We start from the raw sequence: 13856 nt of genomic DNA on the forward strand, positions 1-13856 counted from the left end.
TCTCTATTTTCACGCGCTCCGTTGTGGTAAGATGGGTGTAGCTCATAGCGATTCCTCCGTCTGAATGTTTGTGTCGTAACTTCATTCTAAACGAGGCCATCGCTGTGGGCTTTTTTTGCGTTCACGTTCAAGTGTTGCACTTAATTTTATAATTCAGGTAATTTATAACAATATTATTGATACTTCGTTCTTATATTTTAAAAGCTTGCTGATTGCGTATCATGAAGAAATACGGAATTAAAAATGAATCCCACATACATCTATGAGGTTATATTAGTTTAATAATTGGAAAACTAGTTGAAATGCAATACCCCCACTATTTTTCAATTATATTACATATTATTTGTTGAAATCATAAAAAATGTTACAATTATACAATATCGAAATGGTGGGTGTTTTAGTTTGAAAGTTAATGAATATGAAAAAAAGCATATCCCTACTTTTATTGTGATTTCTATTGCTGTTATTCTTTTTCCTCTTTTTTTATCATTCGGTCTAAAAATAAGTTGGTTTTCGATTGCTTTAGGAAATGTTGAGAGTTGGATTGGGTTTTGGGGCAGCTATCTTGGCAATATAATTGGTCTTTTAGGTTTATACTATGCCACGACCAGACAAATAATTGTGCAAACTAATAGTTTAATAAGGCAAGAAAATATGGAAAGAGATAGGATTTACATATCAATTATTTTAGAAAATTTAAGCGCGTATCAAAAAGAGCTTTCGATTCTTAATCATGAATTAGAAAACTATTTTATTATTGTTCAAGACTTAATTTCTATTCAAAAATCAGAAGCAGAAGATTGGGAAGTACTATTTAACTCTAAGCTCGAAAAGCATAACTACTCTTCAGAAAAACTGTCAAAAGTATTATCTGATAGTGAAATTTACATTCTTTTTTTCGAGTTACAGAATATCAATCAGGAAAATTTCAAAGCTATTGAGGAAAAAATAATTGAGTATCAACTATGGTCCGAATTAAATATTTGTGCTATTCAAAAATGGACTGAATTGCAGATTTCTGAAGTTGAAGTGGAAAACCAAAAACATTATACAGATCTAATAGAATTAGTAACTAATCAAAAAAAGTTGCTTGCTAATTCAACTAAATCAATGATAAAAAATACTTTACTATCAAATTAAGTAAGGAGTTATTATGAAATATCCTATAACAATATTGCGTCATATTCCTCTTCATAAACAAGAGGAAATTTTAATTGGTATGATTGAAAACAATCTGGATTACTTTATTCAATTAACTGATGACGTCAATTTGACTAAGCATAAAAAGAAAACTTACCAAGTCTCTGAATTAATATTTAAATACCTTTTAGCTCAAACTAGTAGTGAAAGTCAAACCATTAAAAGATATTCTCAATTATTCCGTGAACAGCTATGTCCTCATACAGCTATCTTAGACAGCATCTTAAAAACATTGGATGAGAAGTTCATCGAATTCATTGATTATCATTTTAACTACAGAACCTTAAGCATTCTTGAAATGGATATAGATTATGGTAACTTAGAACATATTAATCAAATATGCGAAGTAATGCAGGAACACATACATGAAAAATATCCTGAGTTTGTAAATCGAAGTCTTACAACGATTGAGAGTAAAGAATATTCATATTTGTCTTTTGTATTTTCAAATCATAAAATCACAATTATAGAACGCATTGGATATTATCGATTAGGAGGTTCAGAAAGAGAGCAATTTAGCTCCTTTTTAGTGAAGTATGTTATAGACTTGCAGAATGGATTTTTGGAGTATCATTGGAACAAAACTGCAACTCAAAATTTTTACAAAAACAAAATCCCTCAAGATATTATGCTCAACAACGAAGATGAATTAACCGGTTACATGCAATCTAAAATTAATGAGTGGTTTGATGACGGAATTACTACTAGCAAGTCTGTACCAGATATTATATCGCCTTTGGAGGATCATCATTCTGCACAATCTGCATTTCAAACTTCACCTCTTGAAGCTTCGCTTTATCACTTATTTATTGAAGATCATGAAAATCTTTTACAACAAATTAATGAGGTTTTTCCTTCAAACACAGTTTTATCTAAGAATCCAGAACTAAATAGTTATCTACAAAATAACTACGATTTAAGTGGAGACAGTTTAGAAAAAGCAATTTCACTTTTAAATGGTATTCGACTTCGAGATTTAGTCAAAGAAATAGATTCATTGCAGTTAAGTCAATATATCTACAGTTTCGCTCTTAGAGATATTGTAAATGTCACTTCTTCTAGAACTCGGCACAGTCGTCGTGAACCTGTTTATCATACCGAACCATATTGGTATCTACTTGAAATGATTAAGAGGTTAAAAGTTGTATCAGAAATATCTTTCCATTATGAAATTGATGAACATGAAGATATAAGATACCAACAAAAATTTACTGTCAAGGTCCGTCGCGATAAGTTAACATTTGAATTTTTACAAAGTAGTTCAGAAAATGATGCAAACATAAATTACCTGGCTGAGTCTAGAAGGAGTATATATGAACACATTAAAAACAGAATTAGAGAATTTATTCGCGGATTATCCCAAGTTACAAGTTGAGTATTCTGATATTAATCATTTGAATGAAAAAATGTTAGATTATTTTAAAGAAGTAGTCTCAACTAAGAATGATTACATTAATCCTTACTTTCTTGCTCGAACATTAAAATATACAAATACTCAAACGATTACTCTTCTATTGTTATTGTCTTTGTTTAGTAAAAAGAAAACAGTATCGGCTGAATATATTTTTACAAGTGATTGCGAGATAGAACACTATGTATCGGAAGATGAACTTGAAAACTTCAAATGTCTTGAATGCGGAAGAGTCTACAATATAAAGAAAGATTTAATGGAGGGGAATTATACACTTCCAATCAGATTTAAGCTAGATCAAAAAATTATTCAGGAGATAAAATCGCTTTTTAGTACTCTGCAAGCAAAAGGAGATGGTAGGTTTTACCCTAATACTGCCTTTATCAGTGAGGTAGGTCTCGAAATTATAAATGAGTCCATCGCCTCCAATGTACAGATAAGACAGCCCGTTTTAGCCAATTCATTTATTCCGAGTGGAAAGAGATCCTTGCTTGAGATGAAGCTAAGGGGTATAAAAAAAAAGAGTAGAGTTGAACAATGAACTGCTCCCCGTCAAATAGACAGGGTAGATAGAGAAAACCGACCTAGGCGGCTTGAGTCCTGTATTCGAAAGGACCAAAGCCGTTTAGTCGTTTTTGGAGATGATGGTAGTTGTAGAACAACATATTGGACTAGAACTCACGCAAGGAGTTCATCTCGACTTTCAAGGTACCCCAACGACCGATCCGGGACATGCTGTGTGTCAGTCCCGCTTCTTCTATTCCAATAAATCTATCGAGATAGCCACGGACGGCAGCAATCTTCTGTTCCTTGAGGTAAGGTCTACAGGTTTTTGATTCCGATTGTATCGAATTTCACTTTCCACTTCCACACTTGGAAAGTGTGCCTAGAGACGTCATGAGCCTCCGTGATCTCCTTCCACGTATTTGTTTGTCCTTCCACCATGCGCAGTGCAATCAATTTTTGCTTAATCGACTGCCGACTTCTCGCCCTAAAAAAACACTTCCAATCAGATAAACAGATTTGTTATCTCACCTTTCTTTCTATTGTAGAGCATATCACAATGCTGTCCAGCTCTTATTCTTTTCTTCTAATTGGTTAATGACTTATACTGTCATCTAACTTGTGATAATATAAGATTATCACAAGTTAATGGAATTTAATTGTAACTAACTATATAATTGTAATACATACTTATAGAATTTATTTATCTAATTACAAAAGTATTTTTAATGCTAATACATATGTATTACTCGTTTTCCACCACGTCTTTTAACGAATACAGATATTCAAATAAAAATACGGAGCGAAAAGAGGGAGAAGCATGGAGATTGAGAAAAAGCAGAAGGCGTTCGAAGTAGCGTTACGAGAATTGACCGGGGCAAATCCCAAATTGGCCGAAGCATTAAAGAAGGACCATATCGATCTCGAGACGTTAACTGATATCGAAGTGATTGAATTGTTCTGGGCAACGGAATTATTCCCAATCTACGCTGATAAGAGTCCGCACACGCGTCGTGCCTATAAGCAAGACCTTGAGTTCGTGCTTAGCTTTGTGATGACGAAGACAGATGGGTTAAAACACCTGACCGTGCTCGACATCCATCGCTACCTATTCGCGGTGAACGAACAGTATACCCCACGCACGGCGCAGCGGAAGAATAACATGTTGAAGCGTCTCCTAACCTACCTCCACGTCAACCAGTATCATCTACATAATCTGGGCTTCCACGTGAAGAACCAGCAGCGCCCTGAGCTGCTCCGTCGTGAGATTGATTTCGACGAGATCGAGCGGATTGCTGAGTCGTTCCGTCATACCGTCAAGCGGGCAAAAAAAAAGGAGCTCATGGAGCTCCGTAACGAGACGATCGGTTATTTGTTGTTGACGACAGGCATGCGAGCTGCAGAACTGTTATCAATCAAGTTCACCGATGTGAAGCGAAATCAGCATACATCTTACCTCGAGGTGAAAGGGAAACGCGACAAGTGGCGCCGCATCCCGCTTACCGAGAAGGCGACCTATCTCGTAAATCGACTGCAGACGTTGATGATGATCGAGGAAGTCAGGTCCCCTTTCATCGCTTTTAGTACGATAAAAGTCAACAAGGCGATCACTTATGAAGCCCTCCGCCTGATGACTCATCAGGCGGTCGACTATGTCGCGAACGAAGAGAAGACCCCGCCCCACTGGTTCCGCCGGGCCTACATCACAAAGCTCCTGGCGAACGGAAATTCGTTGATTGGGGTCATGCAACTGGTCGGTCATAACTCAATTAACACGACAAATGGTTACTTACAATCTTTGAATCAACTCTCAAACATGACAAATATGGATTTACCATTTGAATAAAAAATTGCAACAGGTCAAATATAGTCTTCTATATAGAAATAAATAGAGATTGATAAATAGGCGATTGACAGCCGGCCATGTAGTTAATCAATCATTAATCCGTAAACAAAATGAATGGGTACTCGCAATTAATAAACCGGTTATTTGAATTAACCCACTAAAATATCAAACTAAAACCACTTTAAGAAATTTCTTGCATTGTAATTTCATTAACTTTTTTTGAAACCATATAACTAAACTCCTGATCTTCTCTTGTTAATTTCTGAATATCAATTAAAACTTTTCTTTTCACAGCCGGATCGTCTACAAGATTGTATAAGTATACATATGGTATAACGGTATTTTCATAGAATCTTTTGCGATTTTCATATAAATCAGTTCTGTTTAAATCGATTACGTATATAGTAGTAGCCCCTCTTTTGGACTTGGGCATTAAAAATGGTCCATCAAAAACTAAATGCTCCGGAATATTGTCTATATATGGATCAAGTAAATCTAATTCCTCGTTGTAATAATCTGATTTACCATTATTACATCTTTGACACGCCAAGGTAAGATTTTCCCATTCGAACCATTTAGTAAGGTCTTTAGTTTTCGGAATGATATGCTCAATATCACCAAAGGAATTAGCCAAGATTCTACTTTCACAATAGGCACACTTTCCATTTGTTTCTTTAATAATTAATTCTTTTATAGTTTTATGTGTATATCTAGTTTTTATATAGTTAGGAACTTTCCCCTCTTCTTCATATGCTGCTTTTAAGTCTTCCGTCCATTGTTCATATTTATCAATTAATATAGGAGGCATGTTTTCTTTAACTAATTTAATCATTATTTTTCTCCATCAACATTTTTAATAGTTGTGGAAATTGAGTTAATAGTCCTTTTTCTTCTAAAATAAGCTTCATTTTCTCGTAGTCCTCAACATTAAGTTCAGATGGTTTTGTTGTACTAATCTCATTAATCGTATTATTAAATTCTTTTTCCATCCATATTGGCATAGTAACCGAGACTCCTAATACATCTTTTAAAATCTCAAAAGCGTCAGCAGATTTATTATCGAAATTTAGCAATTCACTGTTTACTTTCCCTTGTGAATTAAACGTTAAGGCATATACTTTACCCTCTATAATTGAATTGACTATGAAAGGGCTGTGGGTACTAACTACGAACTGAGCTCTAGGAAATGCATTCAATAAATTCGGTAGTATTTCCCTTTGCATAGAAGGATGAAGATGATTTTCAAGTTCATCTATCACAACAACGTAATTTTCGTACTCGAAATCAATAACAAAAATTTGCCAAGCGATATCAATGAGAGCACCTATTCCTCCAGAAGCTGCATCTATTAAAAAATCTCCTGCTTTTGTACTCATTACTACTTCTCCAGATACAATTAAAAGACCCTCAAACTGTAAATGTTTAGGCAAGACATTCATTAAGACTTCATTAAATTCGTCAATCATGATTTTAAATTCAGGGTTTCCTTTTACGTAGGTATTATCTTCACTGAATAAAGCTAAAGATACGATAGATTTTTTCATAGTTAGAATAGGTGAGTGATCGTTTGCGTAAGTGTTGTTAAGTGTTCGGTTTTTTACTGATTCAAAATAATCCTTTATTAGTTCAGTTGTTTGAGGCGCATGAATTGGAATAGAATCAATTTTTTCATATGTATATGGACTTCTATGAGAAGGGATACTAAGTCCTATGATTTCTCTACCAATTTGACGAATGTAAGAAATATATGCCTCAAGGTAGTCAGTACTTAATTCCGATAACTGATTTTCTTTTGCATCAATAAATTCTGATGGCTCAAACTTTGTATGAAAATAGTATGCACCATCGTCCACAAATTCAGGTACAAAATAAGTGAAATTACCGTCTTCGCTGATCAAATTACCAATTTCAAAATACCCATTAGATAGATAAGCATATGGATCATTAACCTCATCAATGTCCCGGTGTAAATATCCTAAATTTAATAATTCTTTACGTTGTTCATCAGTAAAATTAATTAAATGATTCTTATTTCGTTTAATCTGACTATTATCTGAAATGCCGGTGTAAAAAGGAGAAGAATTTTTCTTGTCTTTAACAGGATTTGAGGTTTCAGTATAACTCCACCCCATATCGTTTGCTATCATACGAAAAATTGTACTTTTACCCGCCCCATTCGCTCCTGTTATAAGTGTGACTCTTTTATCAAAATCAATTGATATCTTTTCAAATTGTTTCCAACCGTGAATTTCTAATTTTTTTAACATCTCAATTCTCCTTTTTTTAATAAATGATAACTTAATAAATTAGACTGTATTCTTTCTTTGCTTTTAAGATTTTTCATATTCCAAAAAAAGAAACCTCTCAATACAAAAGATACCAAATTATTTTTACAATGTCATTTATTATAATTTTTTGTAAATCAATTTTCTTCTTTCATAGAATTATTGCAAGGTACAGATGATTATTTGAAATTCTATATTTTATGAAAAAATACGATTTTATTTGTGCTTAGTCAGACAAAAACAAAATCTGTAGACCATAATTGTTTATAGTCAAAAAATATACTCTTTGTTTCTCGTATTCACAACCAAAAAACAATTAGTATAAATGAAAGTCATCAATTCTATTTTTGCAAGTAGCTCGTTATATGAAAGGAATGAATTTTATGGATAAAAACAGAAAAGAAAACTTAAAGCAAACTAGTCGTGATCTTGCTCTTGATACTTTTTTAAATGTAGGAAGTGAGCTTAGCGCTGAAGTAGCAAAAAAGTCTATCAAAAGTGCAGCGGGAGATTTAGCTATAGATGCAGTGAGTTCATTTCTCCCTGGGTTGTCTGGAGCAGTTCAAGGCTATAAACGTGCTCGCTTCGAGAGAAACATGTTACGTGTCGCTGAAGAGTTAAATCTTAAAGTAGAATCCATTCAGTCGAATCTTGAATCTAAAACTAATGAACAAAAAGAGCAGATTGATAGACTGTTTCAATATGTATTAGACTCGGCGATAGACGAACAACAAGAAGAAAAAATTAAATACATGGTCAATGGGTTTGTACAAATCACGAAACACGATTTTGTATCAGAAGACTTTGTCTTAACCTATTACGACGTGTTGAAAGAATCACGAATAATCGACATTTCGGTCTTAAGGCTAATGAATTCGACTCGTTTCTGGTACCAAGAGGGTTCTAGAGAGACGTTCCACGATGTCATGGAACGACACGGTATATCGTATGATCAATACGAGGCAGTACGAAGAAATTTGCTAAGGATTGGTTTATTGACTACTCGTACAGACCTTAATGTCGTTGATGATCTTAAAGAGATCTCCAAAACGTTCAAAGACACTTTTTCATACCTTGAAAAACTATCAAACCCTAAGTCCAATCGTTTACCAAAATTGAAAGAACCTAAATTTAAATCAAAAGAACAATTTGAAATCTCAAGGTTTGGAAAAGATTTTATAAGTTTTTTCTTTGAAAAGAATCAGGATGAAGAGGAAGACACTTTGTTGTGAAGGATGTTGCGAAGTCCGACTTTTATCCAGAACCTTTTTTCTTCCAGTAGAAAAATTGATAAAGGTTTTGATTGTAACCTGTACTTGCACCCTATCAAAAAGAGATGATTCAAGAATATACATGAATCATCTCTACTTGTAGATGAAATATAAATTAATGAAATATAAATTAATAAAATATCCTTATATTTTGTAAGATAGTCATTTATCTTTCATTTCAGAAACATGATTCAGGTTTTGTGGTACTTCGTTTAAAGGTAGGTATTTATTTAACATACCGACCTGAAACGCACGAAGATTATCGGAGAAGTATCTATAGTTTAGTGAGGCCGCAACTAAAATAACGGATTGCATCACAATACCTATGTAAAACAATAATGGTTCTTCGCCTATGATCAAACTTCGGACCAGCAAGAAGAAAACAAGGATTAGCGAACCTGTCGTACTGACGAACAATGTACCCACCCCATGGATAGTCCTCAACAAATGTCTATATCGCCCCTCCAAATAAGCACGGACCCCCTCATCCTGCTCCAACAACATAGAATGCCAAACGTGTTCAAGATAGTAGTAATCTTTATTTCTATTCTCGTACAGAGTGCCAAAGGTAGCATCTGTAGAAAACTTGTCTCCTAATTCGCTTCTAAATCTGTTCAAACTGTCTTTTGTTCTAAAACTCCAAAAACAGGCAAAATAGATTTGATAAATCAGATAACCCAATGGAACACCTGCAACTACCAAAGATATTAGCAACGGAACATTTTTGACAAATTCGGAGTAATTATTTTGGGTGAATGAAAAATAAAAGAATAACCAAAATATGAACACCCATCCTGGGATTCCCCACCTAATCAAATATTTTGTTTCAAAATTCATTTAATCGACCTCCATTTCTTTTTATAGAATATCACGTTCCAATCGTGACAATGATAATCTGAAATTTGATTTCCGGTCGATATTTCCGTCCATCTGTTTCTTTCAAACTCTCTCTCTCATATACGTCCTGAGTTCACTCTAATGTTTTTATCAAAAAGTGTGCGCCGGCGCACACTTTTTGATTTCTTTAAGCTTCAACTATTCATTAGCCTCCTTAATAACTCCTTTAAGTTTCGCTATTAGTACGAATCGAAGAGATGATAACCTCACTTTCGAAAGAGTATCCTTGACTTTCATCAATAATCGGACGACGCAAGACCACGAAAACATCCTTATATCTGATTATCTGAAATTAACCTTTTGACTTCTTGATGACCGAATAAAAGAATAAAGTATTGTCTTACCTACATTTTTAAAAGTGTGCGCCGGCGCACATTTTTTTTATAAACTTATGGTATTTGAAATAATTTAAATTGGATAAAAAAATATGGCTGAGTTTGTGCTATATTTATCCTTAGAAGAGGTGATCAATATGGAGACTCAATCAACCTCCAATGGCCGCTCGCAACAACTCATCATTTCTCAAGCGGTCACGGCTATTCAGAGGCATCGCATGGAGGAAATTCTCCACAGCGTGTCTATCTTTGATATCCAGGAATTTGTCACGGCACTTTATCAAGAGAACTATCAATTCGAAAATCTAGAGGCTTCTTATAAGAAAATACGTTATCATTCATTCAACAAGTTAAAGAAACGATGGGTTCAGGCTGCCATCCGAAACTACGAAGAGGGACGCGGCCCGAAAAAAGAATTGCGTGCCCGGTTCGAGATGATTACCGCATATCACCATTTGGTCGGACCCGAAGCCTTCCTGAAAGAGTTTCACGTGAAAACCATCGAAGGTTATATGCAACAATGCATCCAAGAGTTGAAGGAATGGTCTGAGAATCCAAACCTGTTAATCCATACGTATCCATACTGGTCCCAAAAGACGGTGAATCAGAAGAAGACCTCGCTCAAGACGGACGTTTTGATGATCTTATGGGAGGTAGCCAAAGAAGTCGATCTCAACCAACCGACGGCGCATCATTCTCCGACGCTCGCCGTCGATATCCCATTCTTCGGCATGTCCGACCGCATCAAGAACCAGACGGACCTGTTGGATGAAAAACTGAACGAAGCGTCGCAACTGAATCTCGAGCTTCAGAACTATGACACGGTGGTCCCGAAATATAAAAAGGGAATTCCCGACCACCTCTCGCTCCTCGTCAGCAAAGAGTTCATCCAAGAATTGAACGGGAAGGTACCAGACCTTGACTCGAAAGACTTCGAGGCCTTCACAGAGATTCTGGCGTATCGGGACATGACGTTTCAGACGAGCCGGAAAATCATCTTCCCGCTCTCGCAGCTCGTCAAGAAGCTGTATGCGAACGATAGTGGGAAAAGCTACGATTTGACGACGCAACGTCTCATGAAGCTTGGTTATTATCGGGTCGCCGGACACAACGAGGACGGGGACTTCTTCATCCGTGGCCTGTTCTCCTCGGTTACCATTAAAAATGCGACGACATTAGCCGAGAGCCAGGTCATCGTCACGGTCAGTGAGGAAATTTACGACGACCTCTTGAAACAACAGATCGTCAGCATCTACGGGGAACAGATCGAACAGTTGAAAGGCAGCTTCGCCTATCACCTGGCCTTCGTCCTTCAAAAAGAGCGGATGAGCTCTATCCAGACAGGGGAGCAACAACCCGTCCGTAGGCACTGGCGTCAGTTCACCTATTCGATTCGATTCAACAAGGTCCGAAAGGCCGACAATCTGAAAGAGCTTGAGTTGAATCTGGATCGAATCAAGGAACATGATTTCATCCTGAAGGAATGGCACCGTTCCGGTGATTATTATTTCTTCACCTTCTACCCGTTGGAGTCTTGGGAATTGCCAGGTCATGTGGACACGTTATTATTGTAATTGATATCGTGGAGAACCCAGTCTATCTGGGTTCTTTTTTCAGTTTAGCTGCACTAATGTTTCACATGAATCGATTTAACGATGAAAATGGGCCAAAACGCTCAACTAGTATCCATACTCATGGAACGTCAGGAATCAAATTTTTAATTTTTGATGGTGCCGTACCAATCTTACACTTCTTCTCTCCTTCTTCTTAATAAGAAGGGTGGTTTGAATATTCCTCACTCAAATCACCTCTTAATGATCGATAGATATTCAAGCAGATCATCTTTTTTGGTGAATATGGCTTTCATTTATATCAGATTCCAACGATTTTGGTAACAAACAACCGTACCAAACTTGCACTTTTTAGTTTTTGGCAACAGATGACCGTACTGAAACTGCATTTTCTTATTTTGGTCACGAAACACCGTACCGAAACTACATTTTTACCGATTCATCGCCCTTTTGAAAATAAATTTTTGAGACTCTTTTTGCCTTTTTGGTAACAGATGACCGTACTGAAACTACATTTTCTTCTCTTTTGGTAACAAACGACCGTACCAAACTTACACTTTTTCATTTTTGGTAACTAAGTGCCGTACCAAAACTACACTTTTCTCTTTTTCAACTAAAAAAATCTACTCTATTTTCTGTAGGAATGGCACTATAGAGCGAATGAATCAGTTTTGGTAACAAATGACCGTACTGAAAACGCATATTTTTCTCGGTTTAAAATGGCTTTGTATCAACGTATTTTTCATTTTGGTAACAAAATCCCGTACTGAAAACGCACTTTGACACTATCTTGAAAGAGCTGGATACTGAAACTAGCATATTTTAGGATAGGGGAGGTGTAGGAGAGATGATGGAGACGAATCGACATATTTTGGTCGCCAATAAGCTATTGGTCGCAATGAGCGGATTGACGCGTTGGACGAAACGCGCAGATCATTATCGTTACGAGCAGCATCACTATAACATCCCGGCCTGTTTCACGGCCTTCAAATGGACTAAGTCCCGGATCCGTCATATTCTCTCTATTCTCGCCTATGCCGATGACCAAGGGAAAGTCGAATTCATTGAAGACCACATGGTCGCGAATTTTGCATGCACGTCGGTCCGCTCCCTACATAACAACTTAAAGATCTTTGAACAGAATGGGCTCATGACGGTCGTACGTCACTTCCCAGGAGTGATCTCAATCCAATTGACGGATTACCTTGAAAACTATCGTGATTTGTTTGTGGACGGTGCAACGGTCGATTCGAAGACCGGGTATACGTCTGTTTGGCACGGTCTCTTGTCCGAACTAATCGCACTCGATAATGTGAACACGTTGCGACTCGCGCTACGGACAATCGTCCAGGTCGAGAAAGATGTTTATGTCCAGTCAAATGAACAAGCCATCCTGACCTACGATGAGATCAAAGGATTCCTTCCTAAATACTGTGGCCATAAGCTCGCCATCCAAAAGATGATGTCTGGTCTTAAATTTCTTCAGGTCTCGCTTGTCGAAGACAGTAAGCATTTCTTGAACATGGTCAAACAAAATGTCTCACTTAAGAAACGAGTCCAAGACGTGACACGACCGCTCTTACTTGAAGTCCAGCTCTCGGCTGCGCAAGACAGTAAACAGATCAAAGAGAAAGACCGCTCGGAAGTTCAACTCCTGTGGTTCGAATTGCGTAAGCGGGTTGGGGAGTTCTTCGACTTTGACGCGCTCAAGGTCAACCGTGATTCACTCTTCTCGATGAGCGATACATTCGGGGCCGAGACATTCAAACAGGTCGTCGAAGAGTTAAAACAAGCATTCCTACACCATCGTGAGGACTTGGTCCACTCGAGCACCCATAAGCTGTTCTTTGAGGAGCCAATTTTCTATCTTCACCAACGACTAAAAGAGAACCAGGCAAAATTGGCTATCGCATGATGGTCTATTTGTCATGTTCATTTTTGAAAATATATATGAAAACCACCCATTTTTTCAGGTATTTCCTTCTGTTTATATTGTTTCTCATTCGTTCTAAGTCAACATTGCATACTGAATCTGCTTTTTTTACTTTTAGGAAAAAAATCAAACCAAGTAGTTAAGTAATCAAGGATTTACTGAATTAAATCCTCTCTTGTTTTTTAATTCTCAAATCAGAGTTGAAAAAAAATGAACTTTTGTGAACGAAACGATGGCCCTTTTGAAATATCTCTTTTCACTTAAATCGTCAGAAGGATTGGTATGACTGGATTGAGAGATCCTCTTCTTTTTCTAATTCTATTAATCTTTATTTAACTCTCTCTAATCTATTTATATTTTTTTAACTCAGAAGAATATGGTTTTATCTCTTCTTCTATTATTTAAATCATATCTAGATGTGCCAAGTATTTCTTCTATAGAAAAGATCTACAAATATGAATGACGTTCACAACAGGAACTTTGTATAAATACATAGTCCAAAAATGTCTCTGTATACAATTCGACGTCGAAACGTATACAGAAAATATTCAGATGCAAAAATCGTATACAAACCAAAATTATTATTGTATACATTTTTGTATT

At 36.3% G+C, this 13856-nt stretch carries 10 protein-coding genes and 1 pseudogene; 7 read left to right on the forward strand and 4 right to left on the reverse strand.

What is annotated here, in order from left to right; all coding sequences use genetic code 11:
• The first annotated feature begins 402 nt into the window (after window positions 1-402).
• The 3 genes from KNO70_RS14580 to KNO70_RS14590 are packed head-to-tail and all read left to right on the forward strand — an operon-like array spanning window position 403 to window position 3152.
• Window positions 403-1140, forward strand: coding sequence for a hypothetical protein (locus tag KNO70_RS14580; protein WP_214758491.1), 738 nt, complete (start codon window positions 403-405; stop codon window positions 1138-1140).
• A gap of 13 nt (window positions 1141-1153) precedes the next feature.
• Window positions 1154-2575, forward strand: coding sequence for a hypothetical protein (locus KNO70_RS14585; RefSeq protein WP_214758489.1), 1422 nt, complete (start codon window positions 1154-1156; stop codon window positions 2573-2575).
• A complete protein-coding gene (locus tag KNO70_RS14590) occupies window positions 2514-3152 on the forward strand; it encodes a hypothetical protein (protein WP_214758487.1) in 639 nt (212 codons plus the stop codon). Before KNO70_RS14585 ends, KNO70_RS14590 begins: the two co-directional genes overlap by 62 nt.
• Before the next feature lie 214 nt (window positions 3153-3366).
• Here the strand turns inward: KNO70_RS14590 and KNO70_RS16350 are convergent.
• Window positions 3367-3556: pseudogene (locus KNO70_RS16350) on the reverse strand (IS3-like element ISEnfa5 family transposase); the annotation flags it as partial.
• A gap of 379 nt (window positions 3557-3935) precedes the next feature.
• Here KNO70_RS16350 and KNO70_RS14595 point away from each other — a divergent pair.
• Entirely contained in the window at window positions 3936-4961 is a 1026-nt protein-coding gene (locus tag KNO70_RS14595; protein ID WP_214812799.1) for a tyrosine-type recombinase/integrase, read from the forward strand.
• Between the two features lie 181 nt (window positions 4962-5142).
• Here the strand turns inward: KNO70_RS14595 and KNO70_RS14600 are convergent, their stop codons facing one another.
• On the reverse strand, window positions 5143-5793 hold the full coding sequence (locus KNO70_RS14600) for an HNH endonuclease (RefSeq protein WP_214758483.1): 651 nt from the start codon (window positions 5791-5793) through the stop codon (window positions 5143-5145).
• Window positions 5786-7228: an AAA family ATPase gene (locus KNO70_RS14605; protein WP_214758481.1), complete on the reverse strand. Its 1443-nt coding sequence runs from the start codon at window positions 7226-7228 to the stop codon at window positions 5786-5788. The genes KNO70_RS14600 and KNO70_RS14605 overlap by 8 nt, the downstream gene beginning before the upstream one ends.
• A 401-nt stretch (window positions 7229-7629) precedes the next feature.
• Between KNO70_RS14605 and KNO70_RS14610 the strand changes: the two genes are divergently transcribed.
• Window positions 7630-8478, forward strand: coding sequence for a hypothetical protein (locus KNO70_RS14610; RefSeq protein ID WP_214758479.1), 849 nt, complete (start codon window positions 7630-7632; stop codon window positions 8476-8478).
• Between the two features lie 201 nt (window positions 8479-8679).
• Here the strand turns inward: KNO70_RS14610 and KNO70_RS14615 are convergent, their stop codons facing one another.
• Window positions 8680-9354: a BA5345 family protein gene (locus KNO70_RS14615; RefSeq protein WP_214758477.1), complete on the reverse strand. Its 675-nt coding sequence runs from the start codon at window positions 9352-9354 to the stop codon at window positions 8680-8682.
• A 532-nt stretch (window positions 9355-9886) separates the two neighbouring features.
• On the opposite strand from KNO70_RS14615, the gene KNO70_RS14620 reads away from it, so the two are divergent.
• Window positions 9887-11323 (forward strand): hypothetical protein, encoded by a 1437-nt coding sequence (locus KNO70_RS14620; protein WP_214758475.1) that lies wholly within the window; start codon window positions 9887-9889, stop codon window positions 11321-11323.
• Window positions 11324-12167: 844 nt separating this feature from the next.
• The gene (locus tag KNO70_RS14625; protein ID WP_214758473.1) at window positions 12168-13235 is read left to right on the forward strand and encodes a hypothetical protein; all 1068 of its coding nucleotides are present in this window, start codon (window positions 12168-12170) and stop codon (window positions 13233-13235) included.
• Window positions 13236-13856: the final 621 nt, after the last annotated feature.

It is taken from the genome of Exiguobacterium sp. s181 (assembly GCF_018617125.1).
Lineage (GTDB): Bacteria > Bacillota > Bacilli > Exiguobacteriales > Exiguobacteriaceae > Exiguobacterium > Exiguobacterium profundum.

Coding starts and splice junctions, on each gene's coding strand:
- KNO70_RS14595 (WP_214812799.1), top strand. CDS start 3,936: ATGGAGATTGAGAAAAAGCAGAAGGCGTTCGAAGTAGCGTTACGAGAA.
- KNO70_RS14615 (WP_214758477.1), bottom strand. CDS start 9,354: ATGAATTTTGAAACAAAATATTTGATTAGGTGGGGAATCCCAGGATGG.
- KNO70_RS14625 (WP_214758473.1), top strand. CDS start 12,168: ATGATGGAGACGAATCGACATATTTTGGTCGCCAATAAGCTATTGGTC.
- KNO70_RS14600 (WP_214758483.1), bottom strand. CDS start 5,793: ATGATTAAATTAGTTAAAGAAAACATGCCTCCTATATTAATTGATAAA.
- KNO70_RS14585 (WP_214758489.1), top strand. CDS start 1,154: ATGAAATATCCTATAACAATATTGCGTCATATTCCTCTTCATAAACAA.
- KNO70_RS14620 (WP_214758475.1), top strand. CDS start 9,887: ATGGAGACTCAATCAACCTCCAATGGCCGCTCGCAACAACTCATCATT.
- KNO70_RS14605 (WP_214758481.1), bottom strand. CDS start 7,228: ATGTTAAAAAAATTAGAAATTCACGGTTGGAAACAATTTGAAAAGATA.
- KNO70_RS14590 (WP_214758487.1), top strand. CDS start 2,514: ATGAACACATTAAAAACAGAATTAGAGAATTTATTCGCGGATTATCCC.
- KNO70_RS14610 (WP_214758479.1), top strand. CDS start 7,630: ATGGATAAAAACAGAAAAGAAAACTTAAAGCAAACTAGTCGTGATCTT.